This window comes from Serratia sp. CY55921 (genome assembly GCF_052167655.1).
Lineage (GTDB): Bacteria > Pseudomonadota > Gammaproteobacteria > Enterobacterales > Enterobacteriaceae > Serratia > Serratia ureilytica.
In genome coordinates, this window is record NZ_JBJNMU010000004.1 from 259,447 (window position 1) to 280,237 (window position 20,791).

Genomic DNA, 20,791 nt, shown 5'->3' on the forward strand with positions numbered 1-20,791 from the left:
TTCAGGCAAAAGGTTGCGGCCACGGATTTATCGTGGCGGCTTTGCCTAATTGTTCACTCAACCGTTGCTGCTGTTCCCGTAGGCGCGGATGCCCGAGATAGCGGGCGCGATAGCATGCCGTCATGGGCAAAAGGGCGGGGATGACAGCGCGCACCACATGTAAACCGGCATCGCGCAGTTCATCCGTCGTCATGTCCGCTATCACGACGTCCATCTTGAGTTGACGAAAACGCGCCACCAATTTTTTCAGCTGTGCTGCCGGCGTTTGCGGTTGCCCGGCCTGCAGGCGGCTAATCGGCATCTGCCGCTCGCTGGCGGTGAGAAAATCGAATGCGGAGCGCTGTTCGGCTCGCCCCATGAAGATGGCGCCATGTTCGAGAGCGATAAAATCGCGTATATCGTCCGGCACCGGCAGTTGATGTTCGAGTACCGAACGCCCCATGGCGCTTTCTCGGATAATCTTGCCGCAGCTGCCCCAGGGATCGAACCCCGTAGAGCAGTTGACGAACTGGGCCGAGGTCGGATGCCCGTCGCGCAGCTGCAATCCGTAGATTGTCGGGCAGCCGATGTCGGTAGTGGCATCGAAGAACAGCTGTTCCAGCCCACTGGCCGCCAGGCGTGAAAACTTGTCTTGTAATCTATCCGGTACCGGTTCATCGAAGCGGATGCGCGCTAAAGGCATTTGCAATAGCCAGGTAAGGGCAATCGCATCGCGTTCGATGACTTCATTGATCGCGGTTACCGTGGCGGTGGTGAGGTCGGTGTGCGCCGCGACGCCTGTCGATATCGGCAACCAGAAACGCTCGCTTTCCCAGGGCCGCACATACAGATGCGACATGATCAACGGGATCTTGCGCGGGCGGGAGTCCGTCAACGAGTAACCTTCCACCCAGCGCAACGGCTGGGCGTCATCAATGGGTTTGACCGGGCAGAGCGGATCGGCGAGCTCCTCCTCGCTGCAACGGGGCAGGCTGTCGGCCGCCAAACCGTCAGCCCCGAGTTCGCGGAAGCTGGCGACCGAAACATCGCGAGGATGGTAGACGCAGGTGGCGTATCGCTCTGCCGCTTCGGCGACAGCGCGGACGATCGCCATATCGACGTGTTCATCGGCGCCGCAGCCGGCAAGCGCGATTTTTTGCAGGTCGTTGCCTTTATTGTCAATGATATGGGGATATGGCATTGACAGATTGCCCAGGCTGGCCAGAACCGACGAAAAGCGGGGGATATGCATCTCCTGCGGTTCCAACGGGTAGACGCTGCCGACAACGCCCGTCAGCGGCGAGAGCAGCGACATGAACGGATATTTCTGGCGCATGGACGCGGAAACGGCAAAGTTATGATGATGCATGAATAACTCCGCTTTCCAGGCTTTTGCTTAGCAACACGGCCAGCCAGGCTTCATCCAGCGTGCTTAAGCCAAGGCGATTGTTCATTAGGTGCATGAATTGGAATGCCAGATTTTTCGCGAGGCCGTCACTGTATCGTTCGCAATGGCGTTCATAGTTACGCCGGGTCTGGTCTAGCGCAGACTGCCAGCGATCCACCAGTTCGGCGCTTTGCGCGTCTTGCCGTATCTGCGGCGACAGAAGAACCGAGTTTTCATCAATCAGTTCCCATGCGCGATCGGTAAAGCTGTTTTTGATCATTCCGATATCCGCAGAGCCCGCCAGCCAGAAAGTCGAGAAGCTTTCAAGGAAGGCGGAACGCCGGGCAACAGGAATGAACGTTTCCAACATGGCCAGCATCAGAGGCAACGCAAACTCTTTGCGCGTCATGCCGCCGCCTGCCTCGGCCAGCAATATGGCACGGGCAATGTCACTGGATTGGTGAAACAGCGCTTCGGCGATGCCAATGCCCGTTTCGCCCCCGTAGACGTCCGTTTCCGGCTCATATTCCGCGCGTTCGCAATGGACCGGGAGTTCATGCGTGGGAAACGGCGTGTTGCCGCGGAAGCTGACCAATGGCGTCCACAGGTTGGCCGGGCGCAACGGCAGGCTATTCAGCGCATCATGCAGCGCAGCGTAAATGGCGGTTTCCAGGCGCTGGCTGTCCTTTTCCTGCAGCAGAAAACGAACGCGTAAATGTAATCCTTTTTCATCGATATAACGTAAGAAGAACCAAGGAGAATCAGGAGCGTACGCCAGTGCTTGGGTCAATCCCTGGGTGATCAGAAAGTCCATTCCATCATGATGGCTACCGATATACAGCTTGTAAAAATGCCAAGATGCCGATCTGTTTTTCATCTTTGCGTACCTGTTTTTTTTAAGATTGTTTTGGCTGGAAAAGGAACCACTTAACGCCGACAAACAGCGTGATCACACCCCATATCGCCATGCCGATACAGTTAATGAAGAAGGGGAATACGCCTTCGCTGCCATTCATGGCGTATCGCAGTGCATCGGCGACAAAACCGACCGGCGTCGTCAAAATTAACCATTTGAGTGGCGGGAATGCGCTCAGATCGAGGAACAATTGCCCGAAACACATGCACCAAAAGTTGAGTAAGGTCAGGGCGATTGTCGCGACGGTATTCGTGCGGAATAAGCCGGCCAGCGCATACCCAAAGCTCACCAGCAACAGTGCGCTGGCGACGAGCAGCACGATAAACAGCAGGGGATGCTCAAGGGTAAAGCCAAAGACCAGACTGCTAATGAGCATTAACAGGGCGATCTGAACCAGTGATATCACCAGGCGGACGCTGACCTGTGATGCGAGCAGAATCCAGCGCGGCAACGGAATGACGCCGTAATAGCGGTAAGTGCCTTTTTCTCGCGCGGCGATCAGCGGCGTCGCCGTGCCAAATAAGGCGACTTGCAACAGGGCCAGCGTCAGCAAGGACGGGAAGATAAAACTAAAATAGTTGAAACGCTCAGTTTTCAGCGTAATGAAGCGTATCGGCTGCTGGGCGTCGGCCGGTTGCTGATTGAGTGCGGCGGAAACCAGTTGAGCGATGGAGCTCATGGATTCCGTCGTGGTGATCGCAGGGCGTTGTTGTACTGCATCCCAACTCACCGCCGCGTTCACTTCATTCGCGCGCACCAGCGCTTCCGGATCGCTTCGAAGCTGGCGCTGGACGGCCAGGCCAGGATAATTGTTCAATTTAAGCCAGAGAGCCTCTGTTTCCGGCGTGTCTCCGACAACGCTCACCTGCATGGAGAACGGTTGATGATTGCCATTAATAATTTTTGCCGTTATGCCAAAGGTAAAGATGAAAAATAACGGCAATACAAGAGAAAATAAGGTTGATAGCGGATCGCGTAAATATTCTTTGGTGTTGGCGCCGAAGAAGCGCCGATAAATCTGCCAGCTATGGCTCATGTTAATCCCTTAATGCTTCGCCTGTCAGATGAATGAACACATCCTCGAGGGTGTTTTTGCTTACCTGCATTTGTTCGGGTTCACAACCCAATCGTTGTGATAACGCAATCACTTGCGGTAACACCTGTGCCAATTCTTGGGTGGGAATATGTAGGCGGCGGAAGGTTTGATCATGTTCATCGCTTTCCTGCGTCGCCTCAGGGAAGAGCGCGAGGAACTCGTCAACCGACGTCAACGGCACTGAGAATCGGATATGATGCCCAGGACAATAACGCTCAATAAGCTGTTGTGGGCTGGCATTCTCCAGCAACCGGCCGTGGTTGATGATCATCACCCGGTCGCATAAATTCTCCGCCTCATCCATTTGGTGAGTGGCGATCAATACGCCCGTGCCAGATTGACGAGAATTCGCAATAATGTGCCGCCAAATATAGCGTCGGCTTTGCGGGTCAAGATCGCTGGTGGGTTCATCCAGCAAAAGAAGCTTGGGTTTGCCGGCCAATGCCAGCGCCAACACCAAACGTCTTTTTTGCCCCCCTGAAAGCCGCGAGAAACGCATTTTACGCTGCGCTTTTAGCGCCACAATGTCCAATAACTGCTTAACCGACAACGCATCCGTATAAAGTACCTGATAGAGCGAAATGATCTCTTCAACGCGCAGCAGCGAAGGCAAACTAAAGGATTGCGGAACGACGCCTAACTGTTGCTTGATGACGTGATTAAGCCCTTGTCGAACGTCTTCGCCAAATAAACGCACCAAGCCGGCTTCAAAGGGCTGTCCTCCGTACAAGGTTTCCATGAGCGTCGTTTTGCCGGCACCGTTAGGTCCGACTAATCCAATGATTTCTCCCGGCTTGATTTGCAGCGAGATGTCATGAAGAACTTGCGTGTCACCATAAAACTTATTCAGTGACTCGACCTCTAATAGCGGCCGTTGGCGATCCCAGGATATATCCAGGGTTGGCTTATGACTGCTGTCGAAATCTAAAGTGGCGTCAGTGTACGTGCTCATTGTTTAAAGCCAGTGAGTAGAGTTTCAGATAACTAACTGGCACAGTATCTTGTACCGGTTGTGGGTAATGATTTAGCTGCCGCTACTGGTAACGCTGCCCATTGTGCCGATGCAGCTCGCCGTTGCAATGCAGCCGCAGCCCGCTGTAGAGGCGGTGCTGACGCTGCTGCCGGTTGAGGCGCAATCGCTGGCAAAGTGCAGCGTTTCAGGCAGTTCTTCGACTAATAAATCAATGCCGTCAGAGGGCATGGAAGGCGAGTCGAGAACAATATCGAAACGGTGGGATTGACGAGTCAGAGAGGTATGATTAAGCATAAATATCCTTATTAATCAGTTTATTGATGAGTTGGCTATAACATGATTCGAGCTGCTGCATATCGTTGAAATATATTCAAACGAATTCATCTCAATGGGATATTCCCCATTAAATATTTATCTGAAAAATAAAAATCAATTTTAATATCGCGCTAATTATATAAAAATAAGCAGCGGCGATACTGAATTCTTTCATATTGAATTATTTGCATTTGAAGGCGTCATATATGACTGGCGCTTGCGCATATGAAAGGAATCCTATGTACGTAATGTTAAGTTATCGTGTTAGACACACTCTTACATACTTGTAATAGAACGGCAACACATCATTACAATTGACAGGGGTGTTTTCTGTTATTGCAACGAAGCTCACAATAATCATGGGGTTGACGTTAATTTATTTAATTTAAAACTATGTATAAGGGATAAATATATTCTTTTTTGAAAAATTTCACCCAATATTGTTTAGGGTAGAAAGTATTATAATGGTTTTATTTTTTGACAAGGATTATTGCGCGCGGAACCACAGTTGGCTTGGCGTCCGTGATGCGTTCCGTTCCGGGCGGGGCATTGATGCGACATACTGGGACGCGCTCACGACGGGGTTGGCCCTAAAGCGGGCAGTTTGGCCACGGCGCAGCGAGCCTTTTGGAACCATCGCGGCGGGCAGCGAAAAAAAACGGCGCCGCGTGGGCGCCGTTTAGGCTGCGCGCATCAGTCGGCGGCGTGGCCCTGCGCCGGCAGGCGTTCACCGTCCAGCCAGGCGGCGCCGTCGCGCATCGCCAGGCGGCCGTCGACGAACCAGCTCACCACCAGTGGATAGATCGTGTGTTCCTGGGTTTGCACCCGTTCAACCACGTCATCCTCCTCGTCGTCAGCGAAAATCGGCACCTTGGCTTGTAAAATCACCGGGCCGCCGTCGAGCTGTTCGGTCACGAAGTGCACCGAGGTGCCGTGTTCGCTGTCGCCGTTGTCGATGGCCTGACGGTGAGTATGCAGCCCCGGGTATTTCGGCAGCAGGGAAGGGTGAATGTTCAGCATGCGGCCGGCATAGCGCTGCACGAACTGCGGGCTGAGGATGCGCATGTAGCCGGCCAGCACCACCAGATCGGGCTGGTACTGGTCGATGGCGTCCGCCAATGCGGCGTCGAACGCCGTGCGATCGGCGTAGGCCTTGGCATCCAGCGCCTGGGCGGCGATGCCCGCCGCTTCGGCGCGTTGCAGGCCATATGCCTGCGCCTTGTTGCTGAACACCGCCACGATTTCGGCGGCGATGCGGCCCTGCTGGCAGGCGTCAATCAGCGCCTGGAGATTGCTCCCCTGGCCGGAGACCAACACCACGATCTTTTTCATCAGTTGATGACCACTTGTTGTTCGTCGGAAGAGGCGGTCAGTTTACCGATTTTCCACGCTTTTTCACCTGCCGCGGTCAGCAGCGCGATGGCCGCTTCCACTTCGGCTTCCGGCAGGGCGATGACCATGCCTACGCCGCAGTTGAAGGTGCGATACATTTCATGACGGCTGACGTTACCGGCCTGCTGCAGCCAGGTGAACACCGCCGGCCACTGCCAGCTGGCTTCGTCGATCACCGCTTGCATGCCTTCCGGCAGCACGCGTGGAATGTTTTCCCAGAAGCCGCCGCCGGTGAGGTGAGCGATGGCGTGTACGTCAGCCTTCTCGATCAGCTCCAGCACGGACTTCACGTAAATCTTGGTCGGCGCCAGCAGGTGGTCGGCCAGCGGTTTACCTTCCAACTGAGTGGCGGTCGGATCGGTGTTGCTCACTTCCAGGATTTTGCGCACCAGCGAGTAGCCGTTGGAGTGCGGGCCGGAAGCGCCCAGGGCGATCAGCGCATCGCCGGACTGCACTTTGCTGCCGTCGATGATCTCGGATTTTTCGACCACGCCGACGCAGAAACCGGCCACGTCGTAGTCTTCGCCGTGGTACATGCCCGGCATTTCAGCGGTTTCGCCGCCCACCAGCGCACAGCCGGACTGTTTGCAGCCCTCGGCGATGCCGGTGATCACGCTGGCCGCGGTGTCCACATCCAGCTTGCCGGTCGCGTAGTAGTCGAGGAAGAACAGCGGCTCGGCGCCCTGAACCACCAGATCGTTGACGCACATCGCCACCAGATCGATGCCGATGGTGTCGTGGCGTTTCAGATCCATCGCCAGACGCAGCTTGGTGCCCACGCCGTCGGTACCGGAAACCAGCACCGGCTCGCGGTATTTCTGCGGCAACGCACACAGGGCGCCAAACCCGCCCAGACCGCCCATCACTTCCGGGCGACGGGTCTGTTTAACTACACCTTTGATGCGATCTACCAATGCGTTGCCTGCATCGATATCGACACCTGCGTCTTTATAGCTGAGAGAGGTTTTGTCGGTCACTGCGCGATTCCCCACGACGATTTGCGGTTTGAAAACTGTGCTTCCGATGTTGATTCCGGAATAAGGCGCGGCAATTCTAACAGCGCAGGCAAACGTTTGCGAGCGGCTTGTGAACCGGCTCCGCTTTTTCGTCATCTATACTGATATTCAAACTTTTGTTGATCCCGATCGGGCTATTGTGGGTGGCGCGGCGAAAAAAAGGAGGTATAATCCCGCGATTTTTTTGGCCGCAACCACCTTAATAGGAGAAAAATGATGAAGATCGTTGAGGTGAAACACCCGCTGGTAAAACACAAGCTTGGCCTGATGCGCGAAAATGACATCAGCACCAAACGCTTCCGTGAGCTGGCCTCAGAAGTGGGTAGTTTACTGACCTATGAAGCGACCGCCGATCTGGAGACGGAAAAAGTCACCATCGAAGGCTGGTGCGGGCCAGTTGAAGTGGATCAGATCAAAGGGAAAAAGATTACCGTAGTGCCAATCCTGCGCGCAGGCCTGGGCATGATGGAAGGGGTGCTGGAGCACGTGCCGAGCGCGCGCATCAGTGTAGTGGGCGTATACCGCGACGAAGAAACCCTGGAGCCGGTGCCGTACTTCCAGAAACTGGTTTCCAACATCGAAGAGCGCATGGCGCTGGTCGTCGACCCGATGCTGGCCACCGGCGGTTCGATGATCGCCACTATCGATCTACTGAAGAAAGCCGGCTGCCACAGCATCAAGGTGCTGGTTCTGGTCGCGGCGCCGGAAGGCATCGCCGCGCTGGAGAAAGCGCATCCGGACGTTGAGCTGTACACTGCCTCCATCGATCAGTGTCTGAACGACAAGGGCTACATCGTGCCTGGCCTGGGCGATGCGGGCGACAAGATATTTGGTACTAAGTAAACATTTGAGCCGACTTAACGAGTCGGCTTTTTTTTGACTAAAACCTATAAAACCAATAAACCGAGGAAAAGCACACATGACCCGTCGCGCCATCGGCGTCAGCGAGCGCCCGCCGCTGCTCCAGACCATTCCGCTCAGCTTCCAGCACCTGTTCGCCATGTTCGGCGCCACCGTGCTGGTGCCTATCCTGTTCAAGATCAACCCGGCGACCGTGCTGTTGTTCAACGGCATCGGCACGCTGCTGTATCTGTTCATCTGTAAAGGCAAGATCCCGGCCTACCTCGGTTCCAGCTTCGCGTTTATCTCGCCGGTGCTGCTGCTGTTGCCGCTCGGTTACGAAGTGGCGTTGGGCGGTTTCATCATGTGCGGCGTGCTGTTCTGCCTGGTGGCGCTGATCGTGAAAAAGGCCGGCACCGGCTGGCTGGACGTGATGTTCCCGCCGGCGGCGATGGGGGCGATCGTCGCCGTCATCGGCCTGGAGTTGGCGGGCGTGGCGGCCAATATGGCGGGGCTGCTGCCGGCGGAAGGCGCCAGCGCCGACTCGACCACCATCACCATTTCGCTGGTGACGCTGGCGGTCACGGTGCTCGGTTCAGTACTGTTCCGCGGCTTCCTGGCGATTATCCCGATCCTGATCGGCGTACTGGTGGGCTATGCACTGTCGTTCTTCATGGGCGTGGTGGATTTGACCCCGATCCGCGAGGCGCACTGGTTCGCGCTGCCGACCTTCTACACCCCGCGCTTTGAGTGGTTCGCCATCTTCACCATTCTGCCGGCGGCGCTGGTGGTGATCGCCGAGCACGTCGGCCACCTGGTGGTGACCGCCAACATCGTGAAAAAAGACCTGATCCGCGATCCGGGCCTGCACCGCTCGATGTTCGCCAACGGCATCTCGACGGTATTCTCCGGCTTCTTCGGCTCCACGCCGAACACCACCTACGGCGAGAACATTGGCGTGATGGCCATCACCAAGGTCTACAGCACCTGGGTGATCGGCGGCGCGGCGGTGCTGGCGATCCTGTTGTCCTGCATCGGTAAGCTGGCGGCGGCGATCCAGGCGGTGCCGGTGCCGGTGATGGGCGGCGTTTCGCTGCTGCTGTACGGTGTGATCGGCGCTTCGGGCATTCGCGTGCTGATCGAATCCAAAGTGGATTACAACAAAGCGCAGAACCTGATTTTGACCTCGGTGATCCTGATCATCGGCGTGAGCGGCGCCAAGGTGCACATCGGCGCGGCGGAGCTGAAAGGCATGGCGCTGGCGACCATCGTGGGGATCGGCCTGAGCCTGCTGTTCAAGGTCATCAGCCTGTTCCGCAAGGAAGAAGAGGTGCTCGACGCGCCGGACGAATCGGCGGAGCAGAAGTAACGAAAAGGGCAGCCCAGGGGCTGCCCTTTTGACTTATGGCATTCGCCTTAGCTGCGAATTTTGCGGTACACGAACAGCACCACGATGGCGCCGATAACCGCCACCACGAAGCTGCCGAAGTTGAAGCCGTCAACCTTGCCGTAGCCGAAGAAGGTGCTGATATAGCCGCCGACCACGGCGCCGATGATCCCCAGCACAACGGTCAGGATAAAGCCGCCGCCGTCTTTGCCGGGCATGATCCACTTAGCCAAAATACCGGCGATCAGGCCGAAGATAATCCAGGAAATAATCCCCATTTACTGCTCCTTTCTTTGGTGGCTGAGAATAGCTTACTGCTGGGTGGCCGGCTGAGTATTGCCGTTCACCGCCGCATCGGTCTCTTGTTTCAACTCTTGCGCTTTGTTTTCGGCGCTGTTCTTGATGGCTTCGGTCTTCGCCTTGGCCTGCTCGGTCAGATCGTTGGCGCCGTTGATGGCGTCGTTTTTGATGGCCTTGGCCTGATCCACCAACTGCTGGCTCTGTTTGCCTGCGTCGTCTTTGATCGCGGCGGCTTTGGCCTTGGCGTCGTTGGTGATGGCGTCCGCCTGCTTGGCGGCGTCTTCTTTAATCGCCGAAGCTTTGTCTTTCAGCTGATCCGCCTGAGTGGCGGCCTCTTTTTTGATTTCATCCGCCGTCGCTTTCGCTTTGTCCGTCAGATCGTCCGCTTTTTTCTGGGCGGCGTCTTTCATCTGCTCGGCGCTGTCTTTGGCTTTATCCAGGTTGGCGTCAACCTTGGAGGAGTCATCACAGCCGGCAACCAACAACCCGATAAAGGAGGCCAACAGCACTTTATTCCATACTTTCATCGTCTATATCCTTGCAGAAACCTTGTTGATGGTGATTGCATTTAGCCTACCTATACTAGGTCAGATTTTACTTAAATTACAAATTTAACCTGCGCAGGCATGGAGTTAGGGAATGATATCGGATAATTCTTGCCTCGGCGGGTGCCGCCGCCGATCAAGCGATGCTTAGGCATTGTTCACTATTGCGGCATAAGATCCTGCCGGTTCAACAGCGCCCGTTTTCTGTGTTAAACTGCCCACGTTTTTCTGCCAGTTTTGGTTGAGGTGCTTCTCTGAATACGCCGGCACAGCTTTCACTGCCACTTTATCTTCCCGATGATGAAACTTTCGCCAGTTTTTATCCGGGCGAGAACCCATCCCTATTAGCCGCGATCCAATCCGCCGTCCGTCAGGAACATGGCAGCTATATCTATTTCTGGTCGCGTGAAGGCGGCGGGCGCAGCCATCTGCTGCATGCGGCCTGCGCCGAGCTTTCGCAGAAAGGCGAAGCGGTGGGCTATGTGCCGCTCGACAAGCGCGCCTACTTCGTGCCTGAAGTGTTGGACGGCATGGAGCAGCTGGCGCTGGTCTGCATCGACAATATCGAATGCATCGCCGGCGACGAAGAGTGGGAGATGGCGATCTTCAACCTCTACAACCGCATCCTGGAAACCGGCCGCACCCGTTTGTTTATCACCGGGGATCGTCCGCCGCGTCAGCTGAACCTGCGTTTACCGGATCTGGCTTCGCGCCTGGACTGGGGGCAGATCTACAAGCTGCAGCCGCTGTCAGACGAAGAGAAACTGCTGGCGCTGCAGCTGCGCGGCAAACTGCGCGGCTTCGAGCTGCCGGAAGACGTGGGCCGCTTCCTGTTGAAACGGCTGGATCGCGAGATGCGCACGCTGTTTATGACCCTCGATCAACTCGATCGCGCCTCGATCACCGCCCAACGCAAGCTCACCATCCCGTTCGTTAAAGAGATCCTGGGGCTGTAATAGCCCGAGTAAAAGAAAGGGCGCGACAGTCCGCGCCCGAATTCGAATCTATAAAATCTCCAGCACCTGCTCCGGCGGCCGGCCGATGCGCGCCTTGCCGCCTTTCACCACGATCGGGCGTTCGATCAGTTTCGGGTTCGCCGTCATCGCCGCCAACAGTTGCTCTTCGCTCAGGCTGTCGTCCGCCAGCTTCAATTCCTTGTACAGATCTTCTTTTTTGCGCATCAGATCGCGCGCCGATGTGAAGCCCAGTTCCTTCAACAGCTTTTTCAGCTCATCGACCGTCGGGGGCGTTTCGAGGTACAGCACCACCTTGGGATCGACGCCGTGCTGTTCCAGCAGCGCCAGGGTTTCACGGCTCTTGGAGCAGCGCGGGTTGTGGTAAATCGTGACGTTTTTCATGGCGTTCATTCCTTGTTGAATCAGCTGCGCTGGTATTGGCGGAAGCGCTGTTGCAGTTGGCGCAGCTGGTCGATGCGCGCATCGTAGCGCGCCTGTTTCAGGCTGCCGAGTTTCTGCAGCGAGCTGGCATTGCTGAGCAGGCCGATAGCCTGATCGAGCCGGCCGTTCAGCGCCAGGCTTTCGGCGCGGGCCGACAGCTCTTCATCGCGCAGCCCCTGAGCGGCGCTGGCCTGCGCCAGCAGATCCCAGCCGTTCGGATCGTCCGGATGGGCAAAGGTGTAGCGGTTCAGGATCTTCGACGCCTGCGCCGGCTGGTTGCCTTCGACATAGGCGTTGGCCAGGTTGAGCTGCAGCACCGGGTTGTTGTTCTGGGCGGCGTTGGCCGCCTGCAGGCGGGCGATGGCCTGCGGCGCGCGTTTCTGGCCGAGATCGATATCGGTCATCAGGTCAATCAGCCAGACGTTTTTCGCATCCTGCGCCAGCATCGGTTGAATGATGTTGCGCGCGTCGTCGTATTTTTTCGCTTCATAGAACAAGATGGCGCGGCCGTATTTGGCGGCCGCCTGTTCGCGCACGTTCCCCTTGCTGAGCGAGCCGAGCAGCTCTTCATTCAGGCCATAGCCTTCCGAGCTGTACATGCCCAGTGCGCGCACCTTGGCCATCAGGTAATCCTGCGAAGACTGCACGATGTGTTTCTGCATCTGGTTGGCGCGGTTGCGCGCATCAGAGAGACGGCTGTCCGGCAGCGGGTGCGTCAGCAGCATTTCCGGCGGCTTGGAGGCGTAACGCGACTGATCCGAGAGTTTCTGCAGGAAGTCGGGCATCGCTTCCGGATCGAAACCGGCGCGCTGCAGCACCTGAATGCCGATGCGATCGGCTTCCTGTTCGTTCGATTGGGTAAAGCTGATCATGCCCTGCTGGGTGCCGGCCATGGTACCGCTCAGCGCCGCCATGCCCATGGTCGGGTTGGCCATCGCCAGCAGGATGGAACCAAGCGCGCCCACCCAGGTCAACGGGGCGTTGCGTTGCTGATCTTCCATTGCGCGCGCCAGGTGGCGCTGGGTGACGTGCGAGATTTCGTGCGCCAGCACCGAGGCCAGCTGGCTTTCGTTGTCGCTGACGCGGAACAGGGCGGAATGCAGCACCACGTTGCCGCCGAAGAAGGCGAAGGCGTTGATTTCGTCGTTGCGCACCAGATAGAAATGGAACGGCGTGCGCACCGAATAGGCGCTGGCCACCAGCCGGTTGCCCAGTTGGTTGATGTATTGACTCAGTAGCGGATCGTTGATCAGCGGGGCGCTGGCGCGCAGTTGGCGCACGTAGAAGTCGCCCATCGCCAGCTCTTGTCCGATGCTCAGGGTGCCGCCGGCGGAGGTGCCCATATCCGGCAACTGGTCCTGGCTTTCCGCCTGTGCTGGCGCCAGGGCGGTGGCGTTCAACGTGCCGAGCAACAGCACCGCTAACGCGGTTTTGGTCAACCGGTTGGTCATAGTCAGGCGTTTCCCTTAAATAATCATTTCTAAGACGTCAGCAGCAGACAAGAGTTCTTTATTCCCACGGCGCGATCCGCGTGAAAGTGCGGCGGATCACAAACCGCCGCGACGGCAATCATCACATCATAGTCAGCGGCAGGCGACAAGGAAACGTTAGCCGGGGGCGAATAGGGCAAAAAAGTTTTATTTTTCATTTCGAAGGGCGTTTTCTCCGTCGGGAGCGAGACGGAACTTCAATAAAACGCGGATAAAGTTAGTCAGTGTTTTATTGACAAGATAAACGCAGACTCATATAGTCTGCGTTATTGAAGGTTTACTGACGGTCAAAAACGGACATATGGCGTACATCACAACCAGCGTTGAATATGGCATCCACTGCCTGCTGTGGCTGGTCGGCGATAACCAGCGCGCGCTCAGCAGCCGCGAACTCGCCGAACTGCAAGGGATCTCCCCCAGCTTTCTGGCCAAGATTTTCCCCAAGCTGGAAAAGGCGGGCATCGTCGCCGCCAGTGAAGGGGTGCGAGGCGGTTACCGGCTGGCCCGCCCGGCGGACGAGATCAGTTTTCTGGCAATCATCGACGCCATCGAGGGGCACAAGCCGCTGTTCGATTGCCAGGAGGTGCGCGGGCGCTGTGCGGTGTTCGATGACTCCCCGCCGGATTGGGCGATCTCCGGCAAATGCGCTATCCATGCGGTGATGCTGCAGGCGGAGAAGGCGATGCGCGATGCGCTGGCGGCGCAGACCCTCGGCGCCGTCGCCGCCCGCTTTGGCCGCAAGGCGCCGCAGGGCTTCTTCGGTGAGGTCAACCTCTGGCTCGACGAGCGCATGACGGAACGCACCGCGCGCAGCGGCAAAACGGCGCGCGCCAAGTCCTAATCGCCGCCTTTCCTTAAAGCGAAACACACTTTTTCCCGCCTCTTCGGAAGGGGCGGGCGGGCCTTCTGCACCCTGTTACGGGAGCGGAACGGCATCGTTCATCCGAAAAAACTGCGGGCAGCCTTGTCGCCCGGTTAACCCTGTATGAAGGAGTCATCCCATGACGCAGAAAATAGTGATTGCCGGTTCCGGTTTTGCCGGTTTTTGGGCCGCCGTGTCCGCCATGCGCGCCATTACCCTTGCCGGTAAGCATGAGGATATCGAGGTGATCATGGTCTCACCGACGCCAACGGTCACCATCCGCCCGCGCCTGTATGAAGCGGTGTTGGAAAACATGAACCCGGATATTTCCGCGCAGCTCGCCGCCGTCGGCGTACGGCACCTGGCCGGGACGGTAGAGGGCATCGATGCCGTCGCCAAAACGCTCACGGTGGCGCAGGCGACGGGGGAAGCCCTTGAATTGGTTTACGACCGCCTGGTGTGGGCCACCGGCAGTCGGCTCTCCGTGCCTGCGGTACCGGGCTTTGCCGAATACGGTTTCAACGTCGATACGCTGGAAAGCGCGCAGCGTCTGGATGCTCATATTAAAGCGCTGGCGGCCAAACCGTCGACGCCGGCGCGCAACACCGCCGTGGTGGTGGGAGCGGGACTGACCGGGCTGGAGAGTGCCGCGGAGATGCCGCAGCGGCTGCGCGATGCGCTGGGGCAAAACGAGAATGTGCGCGTGGTGATCGTCGATAGCGCCCCGGAAGTGGGCGCAGGAATGGGCGCGGAGCCGGGGGCGGTGATTCGCCAGGCGCTGGCGGAGTGCGGCGTGGAAGCGCGAGCCGGCCTGCGCGTTTCGGCTATCGATGCCGAGGGGGTGATGCTGTCGAACGGTGAGCGCATCGCCGCCAACACGGTGATCCTGGCGGCAGGCGTGCGTGCGCATCCGCTGACCGAGCAAATCCCCGGCGAACGTGACGCTAATGGCCGAGTGATCGGCGACGCCTTCCTGCGCGCGCCGGCGGCGGCGGGCATTTTCGTGACCGGTGATACGGTGAAAGCGGCGACCGACGATCTCGGTAACCACAATCTGATGACCTGCCAGCATGCGATGAGCCTCGGCCGCGTCGCCGGTCACAATGCGGCGGCGGAGTTGGTGGGGTTGCCGACGCACCCGTATAGCCAGCCGAAGTATGTGACCTGTCTGGATCTGGGCCCCTGGGGCGCGCTGTATACCGAAGGCTGGCAGCGCCAGGTGCGCTTTACCCGTCAGGAAGGCAAAAAGATTAAGCAGGAGATTAACACGCAGTGGATTTACCCACCGGCGGCGGACCGCGAGGCGTTGTTCGCCGTCGCCAATCCGGATTTCGTGATTGTGCCTTAAAAAGATAAAAACGGGAGCGGCAACGCTCCCGTCGTCATTTCCCCAGCGGCCGGAAAGAGCGTTCCGGCACCACGGTTTTCATCACCAGCGTGGAGCTCAGGCGCTGCACGCCCGGCAGGGCGGAGAGCTTCTCGTCGTAAAGCTGCTGGAAGGCGGGCAGATCGCGGGCGATAACGTGCAGCAGATAATCGGGATCGCCAAACAAACGCTGTGCCTGCACCACCTGGGGAATGTCCACCATGGCGTTTTCGAAGGTTTCAACGGCGCGGCGATCGCCTTCGCGCATGGTGATAAACAAGAGATATCTGCGTATTCATATGTTGCTTGAACATACAAAAAAGTTTATTGGTTTTTTGTTTATGAGTTATAGTTTACTTTTTGTTACCTATGCGTCTTTGAGGGTATAATGCGGGAAAATCTTAATCAAATACAATGGTTGCGGGGAATTGCTGCGGTTGTTGTCATTTTTACCCATATTATGGGTAAAGCTTACTCAACAGGGTGGTCGGGGGTCGCTTTCGAGAGAGGTGGTATCGGTGTTGATATATTTTTCATTATTTCAGGCTTCATAATGATGTATGTTTGTGATGGAAAACCGCAAACCTCGGTGAAATTTATAAAGAATAGAGCATTAAGGATATTGCCACTTCATTATTTGATTCTTGTTCCTTTACTGTTGGTATATTCAGTCAAACCGGGGTTGATAAATAGTACATTTAGTGGAACATATATTCTAGAATCTGTCTTTCTAATTCCTGTTAAAATTGGGAGCTATCAATATCTAAACCCAGTTGTGTGGACTTTATGTTATGAAATGATGTTTTATATAATATTCTCCTTGTTCTTGTCGTTTAATGATGTCAGAAAAACGGCATTCTGCACTGTCGTTGTTATCTTATCTCTGGTTATTGTAGGCTTTATATACAGAGGTGATTCGCCTCTGGTGTTAGGTATTACCAACAGTATATCTGTTGAATTTTGCATGGGGATGATGCTCTATCTGATTTATAAAGCAGGGAAATTGAAAGTCAATCCATGCGTAATGATTGGGGCTGCTATTGTCCTTTATTTTGCCTTCGATAAAACTTCGCTTCCACGATTTATCATTTGCGGGTTGCCTTCAGCATTTCTCTTTATTGGTTTTATAAATTTAAAAAACAAGTTCATACGTCCTCTCAATGTTTTAGGAAATATTTCCTATGAGATTTATATTTCCCATATATTGGTTGTGACTGCTGTGTATATGATTCTTAATTCCATAGGTGTTCATGAATTGATTATTTACATTGCTGCTTGTGTTACATCTATTATCCTTGTAGGGCTGGCGTTGCATTACGGTTATACCAATAAAATAAATGATTTTGTACGAAGGAAAAGAATTGCAACTAATAAATTGAATGATAATGCATAATAGTTGAATTCTTGTTGCTTCTTTGCTTTCTGTGGTCATATAAATTATGTGACCACGTCTTTTCTTATTTCATACGCAATTTTTTTTGATTGAAGGATAGTTTTATGTCATTAAAATTTTTTATATACAACATTTAAAGCGATATTGTTTTTGGATGACTTCAAAGCTTCCTTAAATAAAGATGTGAGTGAGATTTTTCTTGTCGTCATTTCCCCAGCGGCAGGAAAGAGCGTTCCGGCACCACGGTTTTCATCACCAGCGTGGAGCTCAGGCGCTGCACGCCCGGCAGGGCGGAGAGCTTCTCGTCGTAAAGCTGCTGGAAGGCGGGCAGATCGCGGGCGATAACGTGCAGCAGATAGTCGGGATCGCCAAACAAACGCTGTGCCTGCACCACCTGCGGAATGTCCACCATGGCGTTTTCGAAGGTTTCAACGGCGCGGCGATCGCCTTCGCGCATGGTGACGAACACCAGGGCGGAAAAGTTATAGCCCAGGCTGCCGGGATCGAGCTGGGCGCGGTAGCCCCTGATCACCCCGGATTCTTCTAATGCGCGCACCCGGCGGTGGCAGGGGGATACGCTCAATCCGATCCGCTCGGCCAGCTCGGTCACCGACAAACGCCCGTCGGTTTGCAGTTCCGCAAGAATTTTGCGATCAATCTTGTCCATTTGGAAAAATTTCCCCGCTTATGCCGATTTCAGGCAAGTAATTGAAAGCACATTTTAACGCCTTGAGGATATTCTTGCCATCTGTTGAACGGTTTTGACGGCCACCGCCAGGCGGGGGCCGTGCTTATTCTACGAGGAAAACGCGATGGTTCTCTGTTCGGTGCGGCGCTGTGCGTTTGAGAGGGCGCCGGCATGACGCTCGCTCTGTTCGCCGCTTTTTGGGCGGTGTCGATTCTGTTGGTGATCACGCCGGGTATGGATTGGGCTTATGTGATCTCGGCGGGCATTCGCGGCCGGGTGGTGGTGCCCGCCGTCGCCGGTTTGTTGTTCGGCCACCTGCTGATGATTGCGATCGTGGTGGCGGGCGTCGGCGCGTTGCTGGTCGGCAATCCGCTGGCGCTGACGGCGCTCACCTTGCTGGGGGCGGCTTACCTGCTGTGGATCGGTTTCAATATGCTGCTGCATCCGCCGGTGCCGGGCGCCGGTGAGGATCAGCGTTCCGATTCCTGGCTGCGCTGGGCCGGCAAGGGCGTGTGCGTCAGCGGCCTGAACCCCAAGGTGTTTCTGCTGTTTCTGGCGCTGTTGCCGCAGTTTACCGACGCCCGGGCCGAGTGGTCGGTGCCGATGCAGATGCTGGCGTTGGGCGCCGTGCATTTGATCAGCTGCGGCCTGGTGTATCTGCTGGTGGGATTCGGTTCACAGTCCGTGCTGCGCACGCGCCCGCAGGCAGCGAAGGGGGTGGGGCGCATCTCCGGTGCGGCGATGATCGTCATCGCGCTCGGGCTGCTGGCCGAGCAGGCGTTGAAATAGCATTACCGTCGGTAGATGTCCGGCCGGGCGATCTGCCAGACAAAGTCGGGGTGATTGATGGCCGAATAGCCCACTTTCTCATAGAGCCAGGGGGCGGTGCTGGTGACCAGCATGATTCGCCTCAGCTTCGCCATCAGCGGATGGGCCTGGCAGCATTCCGCCAGCCACAGACCCAGCCCGCTTTTTTGATGCGTCTCCAGCACGTACACGTCGCACAGATAGCCGAAAGTGGCGTAATCGGTGACCAGCCGGGCGAAACCGATCTGCCTGGCCTCGTGATATAAACCGAAGCACAGGCTGTGGGTGAGGGACTGGCGGACGGTTTCTTTATCGATTCCCTCCGCCCATGAGGAACGGGTCAGAAAAGCGTGAATGGCATCGAGATCCAGCAGGGCGGGATCGGTGCTGACGAGATAGTCCGCACGCTGCCAGACAAGTGGGGAAGGTATGGTCATGCTATTCCTTTTCTTTTCGTTAACGCATCGCTACTGGCGGTGGACCAATCCGCTGATCAAATCCAGCGCGTCGTCCGCCGCCGCGATTTCGCTTTCGCTGAGCGCCTGTCGTTCGATGAAGCATTCGATAGCTTCCAACAGGGAGAAGACGCTGATTTCATCCCCTATCTTCACGACTTCGCAAACGCCACGCCCGATTGCCAGACAGATGGCTTCATCAAATTCACACGGTTTGCTGTTCATCTTTCCCCCTTACGGCATTTGGGATGATATCGGCCATGCTACCGGTTTTTGCTCGACGGCTGTCTGACGAAAATCCCATTTTTTCGTTGCTGCAGAATGGCTCACGATCGCGTGCGTTGGCGAAATTCTGATTTCCTGACGGCGGTCAGATTTCCCTTGAGACCGCCTGAGCGGCGCGGTATTGTCGCCAAATGACGACAATACCGCCTCATTGTCCGCATAAAAAATTTATGACGTTATCATCCCTTCATCCCGCTGCCGTGCGGGATTTTTTTATGAGGTTTTTCTCAAAGTGCGGAGAACCTCGACGCGATCGCTTGCCATGCTCTGGGAATAATCCTAGCTTGAAATAGTCATTTAGGGTTAGCAATCCCTCATGACCTCCTTGTAATACTTGATGCACCAGAACGTTTTCTCCCCCCGCTTAGGCGGGGGTTTTTAATGGTGTGCATCGGCATAGGCCTTCAACGTAAAGAACCGACAGAGTTCGTGGCGATAATCGGTTTACGCATCATCAAGGGACAGGACAATGAAAAATGATCTGGCGGCGGCGATCGCCATCGGCTGTGTGTTGTTGTTCGCATTGGCGGTCGGTTCGCCGCTCTCCATCAGTGCCTCGCTGTAATCTTCTGCGGCCCCGCCCGGGGCCGTTCACCGACTCTGACGCGGCGTCTGCGGATTTTTGCGCCGATCGCCCACCGGCGCGATAAATTCAGCCAAATCGCTGTTGATGTATGGCGAACTTTGAGTACTCTGAGTGCTTTGCACACCCCCACGTGCGCCGTTCTATCTATGCTTTAATCAGGCCCATCACAGGAATCGCCATGCCCGCCCGTCAAATCTCGAGGAGCCCGCTCTGATGCTGGAGATGCTATTACAGTGGTACCGCCGCCGTTTCACCGATCCACAGGCTATCGCGTTGCTGGTGATCCTGGTCGCCGGCTTCCTCATTCTCTATTTTCTGCACGGCATTCTGACCCCGTTGCTGGTCGCCATCGTGCTGGCGTATCTGCTGGAGTGGCCGACCGCGCGCCTGCAGCGCATCGGCTGTTCGCGCACCTGGGCGGCGAGCATCATGCTGCTGGTGTTCGCGGGCGTCGCCATGCTGCTGGTGTTCGTCGTCGCGCCGACCGCCTGGCAGCAGGGCATCAATCTGATGAGCGATCTGCCGGGCATGCTCAACCAGTTCTATAACTTTGCCGCGACGCTGCCGAAGCGTTATCCGGCACTGGTGGATGCTGGCATCATCGACATGATGGCGGAAAATCTGCGCAGCCGGCTGTCCGGCATGGGCGAGTCGGTGGTGAAATTCTCGCTGGCGTCGCTGGTCGGCCTGTTGACGCTGGCTATCTACCTGATCCTGGTGCCGATGATGATGTTCTTCCTGTTGAAAGACAAAGAGCAGCTGCTGAACGCGGTGCGCCGCGTGTTGCCGCGCAATCGCGGTCTGGCGGGGCAGGTCTGGAACGAGATGAATCAGCAGATCACCAACTATATTCGCGGCAAGGTGCTGGAGATGGTGATTGTCGGCGTGGCGACCTACCTGGTGTTCGCTGTGCTGGACATGCGCTACTCGCTGCTGCTGGCGGTGCTGGTGGGTTTTTCGGTGCTGATCCCCTATATCGGCGCGGTGCTGGTCACCATACCGGTGGTGGTAGTGGCGCTGTTCCAGTGGGGCGTCGGCGCCGATTTCTGGACGCTGATCGTCGCCTATCTGGTGGTGCAGGGGCTGGACGGCAACCTGCTGGTGCCGATCCTGTTCTCCGAGGCGGTCAACCTGCATCCGCTGGTGATTATCCTGTCGGTGATCGTGTTTGGCGGAATGTGGGGCTTCTGGGGCGTGTTTTTCGCCATACCGCTGGCGACGCTGGTGAAGGCGGTGATTCACGCCTGGCCGGATGAACTGCGGGTCGAGGTGGAAGACAAGGCCGGCTGACGGAGGGAGACGAAGCGCAGCAGGCC

Annotated in this window: 22 protein-coding genes and 1 pseudogene; 8 read left to right on the forward strand and 15 right to left on the reverse strand. The window is 56.3% G+C overall.

Features of this window, described 5'->3' with window-relative positions; genetic code table 11:
* Position 1 precedes the first annotated feature (1 nt).
* From ACJ8M3_RS19230 to purM, 7 genes are all read right to left on the reverse strand, one after another.
* On the reverse strand, positions 2 to 1,348 hold the full coding sequence (locus tag ACJ8M3_RS19230; RefSeq protein WP_050594440.1) for a YcaO-like family protein: 1,347 nt from the start codon (positions 1,346 to 1,348) through the stop codon (positions 2 to 4).
* Positions 1,335 to 2,243 (reverse strand): thiopeptide-type bacteriocin biosynthesis protein, encoded by a 909-nt coding sequence (locus tag ACJ8M3_RS19235; protein WP_071841623.1) that lies wholly within the window; start codon positions 2,241 to 2,243, stop codon positions 1,335 to 1,337. Before ACJ8M3_RS19235 ends, ACJ8M3_RS19230 begins: the two co-directional genes overlap by 14 nt.
* Positions 2,244 to 2,262: 19 nt before the next feature.
* Positions 2,263 to 3,318: an ABC transporter permease gene (locus ACJ8M3_RS19240; protein ID WP_046687618.1), complete on the reverse strand. Its 1,056-nt coding sequence runs from the start codon at positions 3,316 to 3,318 to the stop codon at positions 2,263 to 2,265.
* Between the two features lies 1 nt (position 3,319).
* Positions 3,320 to 4,330: an ABC transporter ATP-binding protein gene (locus tag ACJ8M3_RS19245; protein ID WP_052133767.1), complete on the reverse strand. Its 1,011-nt coding sequence runs from the start codon at positions 4,328 to 4,330 to the stop codon at positions 3,320 to 3,322.
* Between the two features lie 72 nt (positions 4,331 to 4,402).
* Positions 4,403 to 4,645, reverse strand: coding sequence for a hypothetical protein (locus ACJ8M3_RS19250; protein ID WP_127897176.1), 243 nt, complete (start codon positions 4,643 to 4,645; stop codon positions 4,403 to 4,405).
* 714 nt (positions 4,646 to 5,359) lie between these two features.
* Complete coding sequence (gene purN / locus ACJ8M3_RS19255; RefSeq protein WP_033644022.1) at positions 5,360 to 5,998, reverse strand: phosphoribosylglycinamide formyltransferase; 639 nt, start codon at positions 5,996 to 5,998, stop codon at positions 5,360 to 5,362.
* Entirely contained in the window at positions 5,998 to 7,035 is a 1,038-nt protein-coding gene (purM, locus tag ACJ8M3_RS19260) for a phosphoribosylformylglycinamidine cyclo-ligase (protein WP_025303843.1), read from the reverse strand. The genes purN and purM overlap by 1 nt, the downstream gene beginning before the upstream one ends.
* Before the next feature lie 255 nt (positions 7,036 to 7,290).
* Here purM and upp point away from each other — a divergent pair, with 255 nt between their 5' ends.
* Positions 7,291 to 7,917, forward strand: a complete 627-nt coding sequence (upp, locus tag ACJ8M3_RS19265) for a uracil phosphoribosyltransferase (RefSeq protein ID WP_004941642.1) — start codon at positions 7,291 to 7,293, stop codon at positions 7,915 to 7,917.
* Between the two features lie 76 nt (positions 7,918 to 7,993).
* Positions 7,994 to 9,283, forward strand: a complete 1,290-nt coding sequence (uraA, locus tag ACJ8M3_RS19270; protein ID WP_033651534.1) for a uracil permease — start codon at positions 7,994 to 7,996, stop codon at positions 9,281 to 9,283.
* A gap of 47 nt (positions 9,284 to 9,330) precedes the next feature.
* Here uraA and ACJ8M3_RS19275 read toward each other — a convergent pair whose 3' ends face one another.
* Together ACJ8M3_RS19275 and ACJ8M3_RS19280 are read right to left on the reverse strand one after the other, a co-directional pair.
* Positions 9,331 to 9,579, reverse strand: coding sequence for a GlsB/YeaQ/YmgE family stress response membrane protein (locus ACJ8M3_RS19275; protein ID WP_016926728.1), 249 nt, complete (start codon positions 9,577 to 9,579; stop codon positions 9,331 to 9,333).
* Between the two features lie 33 nt (positions 9,580 to 9,612).
* Positions 9,613 to 10,128 (reverse strand): hypothetical protein, encoded by a 516-nt coding sequence (locus ACJ8M3_RS19280; protein ID WP_016926729.1) that lies wholly within the window; start codon positions 10,126 to 10,128, stop codon positions 9,613 to 9,615.
* A 272-nt stretch (positions 10,129 to 10,400) separates the two neighbouring features.
* Between ACJ8M3_RS19280 and hda the strand changes: the two genes are divergently transcribed.
* The gene (gene hda, locus ACJ8M3_RS19285) at positions 10,401 to 11,102 is read left to right on the forward strand and encodes a DnaA inactivator Hda (protein ID WP_025159568.1); all 702 of its coding nucleotides are present in this window, start codon (positions 10,401 to 10,403) and stop codon (positions 11,100 to 11,102) included.
* Positions 11,103 to 11,150: 48 nt separating this feature from the next.
* Here the strand turns inward: hda and arsC are convergent, their stop codons facing one another.
* On the reverse strand, positions 11,151 to 11,504 hold the full coding sequence (gene arsC / locus ACJ8M3_RS19290) for an arsenate reductase (glutaredoxin) (protein ID WP_089197314.1): 354 nt from the start codon (positions 11,502 to 11,504) through the stop codon (positions 11,151 to 11,153).
* Positions 11,505 to 11,524: 20 nt separating this feature from the next.
* The gene (locus ACJ8M3_RS19295; protein WP_033651532.1) at positions 11,525 to 12,994 is read right to left on the reverse strand and encodes a beta-barrel assembly-enhancing protease; all 1,470 of its coding nucleotides are present in this window, start codon (positions 12,992 to 12,994) and stop codon (positions 11,525 to 11,527) included.
* A gap of 340 nt (positions 12,995 to 13,334) precedes the next feature.
* On the opposite strand from ACJ8M3_RS19295, the gene ACJ8M3_RS19300 reads away from it, so the two are divergent.
* Positions 13,335 to 13,874 (forward strand): RrF2 family transcriptional regulator, encoded by a 540-nt coding sequence (locus tag ACJ8M3_RS19300; protein WP_046687616.1) that lies wholly within the window; start codon positions 13,335 to 13,337, stop codon positions 13,872 to 13,874.
* 160 nt (positions 13,875 to 14,034) lie between these two features.
* Positions 14,035 to 15,243, forward strand: a complete 1,209-nt coding sequence (locus tag ACJ8M3_RS19305; protein WP_089197313.1) for an NAD(P)/FAD-dependent oxidoreductase — start codon at positions 14,035 to 14,037, stop codon at positions 15,241 to 15,243.
* 34 nt (positions 15,244 to 15,277) lie between these two features.
* On the opposite strand, the pseudogene ACJ8M3_RS19310 reads toward ACJ8M3_RS19305, so the two are convergent.
* Positions 15,278 to 15,544: pseudogene (locus tag ACJ8M3_RS19310) on the reverse strand (Lrp/AsnC ligand binding domain-containing protein); the annotation flags it as partial.
* Positions 15,545 to 15,649: 105 nt separating this feature from the next.
* Here ACJ8M3_RS19310 and ACJ8M3_RS19315 point away from each other — a divergent pair.
* Positions 15,650 to 16,654 (forward strand): acyltransferase family protein, encoded by a 1,005-nt coding sequence (locus ACJ8M3_RS19315; protein WP_089197312.1) that lies wholly within the window; start codon positions 15,650 to 15,652, stop codon positions 16,652 to 16,654.
* Between the two features lie 205 nt (positions 16,655 to 16,859).
* Here the strand turns inward: ACJ8M3_RS19315 and ACJ8M3_RS19320 are convergent, their stop codons facing one another.
* Positions 16,860 to 17,321 carry an Lrp/AsnC family transcriptional regulator gene (locus ACJ8M3_RS19320; RefSeq protein ID WP_021504394.1) on the reverse strand — a complete coding sequence of 154 codons (462 nt, stop codon included), beginning with the start codon at positions 17,319 to 17,321 and terminating at the stop codon, positions 16,860 to 16,862.
* 192 nt (positions 17,322 to 17,513) lie between these two features.
* Between ACJ8M3_RS19320 and ACJ8M3_RS19325 the strand changes: the two genes are divergently transcribed.
* Entirely contained in the window at positions 17,514 to 18,131 is a 618-nt protein-coding gene (locus ACJ8M3_RS19325) for a LysE family translocator (RefSeq protein ID WP_033651530.1), read from the forward strand.
* A 2-nt stretch (positions 18,132 to 18,133) separates the two neighbouring features.
* Here the strand turns inward: ACJ8M3_RS19325 and ACJ8M3_RS19330 are convergent, their stop codons facing one another.
* Positions 18,134 to 18,586 (reverse strand): GNAT family N-acetyltransferase, encoded by a 453-nt coding sequence (locus ACJ8M3_RS19330; protein ID WP_033651529.1) that lies wholly within the window; start codon positions 18,584 to 18,586, stop codon positions 18,134 to 18,136.
* A gap of 30 nt (positions 18,587 to 18,616) precedes the next feature.
* Positions 18,617 to 18,829, reverse strand: a complete 213-nt coding sequence (locus tag ACJ8M3_RS19335) for a hypothetical protein (RefSeq protein ID WP_089197311.1) — start codon at positions 18,827 to 18,829, stop codon at positions 18,617 to 18,619.
* A gap of 859 nt (positions 18,830 to 19,688) precedes the next feature.
* Between ACJ8M3_RS19335 and ACJ8M3_RS19340 the strand changes: the two genes are divergently transcribed.
* Positions 19,689 to 20,765: an AI-2E family transporter gene (locus ACJ8M3_RS19340; RefSeq protein ID WP_033644006.1), complete on the forward strand. Its 1,077-nt coding sequence runs from the start codon at positions 19,689 to 19,691 to the stop codon at positions 20,763 to 20,765.
* The last annotated feature ends 26 nt before the right edge of the window (positions 20,766 to 20,791 follow it).

Bases quoted from the DNA above. Each gene is read 5' to 3' on its own strand.
- ACJ8M3_RS19230 (WP_050594440.1), bottom strand. From the start codon at position 1,348: ATGCATCATCATAACTTTGCCGTTTCCGCGTCCATGCGCCAGAAATAT.
- ACJ8M3_RS19235 (WP_071841623.1), bottom strand. From the start codon at position 2,243: ATGAAAAACAGATCGGCATCTTGGCATTTTTACAAGCTGTATATCGGT.
- ACJ8M3_RS19240 (WP_046687618.1), bottom strand. From the start codon at position 3,318: ATGAGCCATAGCTGGCAGATTTATCGGCGCTTCTTCGGCGCCAACACC.
- ACJ8M3_RS19245 (WP_052133767.1), bottom strand. From the start codon at position 4,330: ATGAGCACGTACACTGACGCCACTTTAGATTTCGACAGCAGTCATAAG.
- ACJ8M3_RS19250 (WP_127897176.1), bottom strand. From the start codon at position 4,645: ATGCTTAATCATACCTCTCTGACTCGTCAATCCCACCGTTTCGATATT.
- purN (WP_033644022.1), bottom strand. From the start codon at position 5,998: ATGAAAAAGATCGTGGTGTTGGTCTCCGGCCAGGGGAGCAATCTCCAG.
- upp (WP_004941642.1), top strand. From the start codon at position 7,291: ATGAAGATCGTTGAGGTGAAACACCCGCTGGTAAAACACAAGCTTGGC.
- uraA (WP_033651534.1), top strand. From the start codon at position 7,994: ATGACCCGTCGCGCCATCGGCGTCAGCGAGCGCCCGCCGCTGCTCCAG.
- ACJ8M3_RS19275 (WP_016926728.1), bottom strand. From the start codon at position 9,579: ATGGGGATTATTTCCTGGATTATCTTCGGCCTGATCGCCGGTATTTTG.
- ACJ8M3_RS19280 (WP_016926729.1), bottom strand. From the start codon at position 10,128: ATGAAAGTATGGAATAAAGTGCTGTTGGCCTCCTTTATCGGGTTGTTG.
- arsC (WP_089197314.1), bottom strand. From the start codon at position 11,504: ATGAAAAACGTCACGATTTACCACAACCCGCGCTGCTCCAAGAGCCGT.
- ACJ8M3_RS19295 (WP_033651532.1), bottom strand. From the start codon at position 12,994: ATGACCAACCGGTTGACCAAAACCGCGTTAGCGGTGCTGTTGCTCGGC.
- ACJ8M3_RS19300 (WP_046687616.1), top strand. From the start codon at position 13,335: ATGGCGTACATCACAACCAGCGTTGAATATGGCATCCACTGCCTGCTG.
- ACJ8M3_RS19305 (WP_089197313.1), top strand. From the start codon at position 14,035: ATGACGCAGAAAATAGTGATTGCCGGTTCCGGTTTTGCCGGTTTTTGG.
- ACJ8M3_RS19315 (WP_089197312.1), top strand. From the start codon at position 15,650: ATGCGGGAAAATCTTAATCAAATACAATGGTTGCGGGGAATTGCTGCG.
- ACJ8M3_RS19320 (WP_021504394.1), bottom strand. From the start codon at position 17,321: ATGGACAAGATTGATCGCAAAATTCTTGCGGAACTGCAAACCGACGGG.
- ACJ8M3_RS19325 (WP_033651530.1), top strand. From the start codon at position 17,514: ATGACGCTCGCTCTGTTCGCCGCTTTTTGGGCGGTGTCGATTCTGTTG.
- ACJ8M3_RS19330 (WP_033651529.1), bottom strand. From the start codon at position 18,586: ATGACCATACCTTCCCCACTTGTCTGGCAGCGTGCGGACTATCTCGTC.
- ACJ8M3_RS19335 (WP_089197311.1), bottom strand. From the start codon at position 18,829: ATGAACAGCAAACCGTGTGAATTTGATGAAGCCATCTGTCTGGCAATC.
- ACJ8M3_RS19340 (WP_033644006.1), top strand. From the start codon at position 19,689: ATGCTGGAGATGCTATTACAGTGGTACCGCCGCCGTTTCACCGATCCA.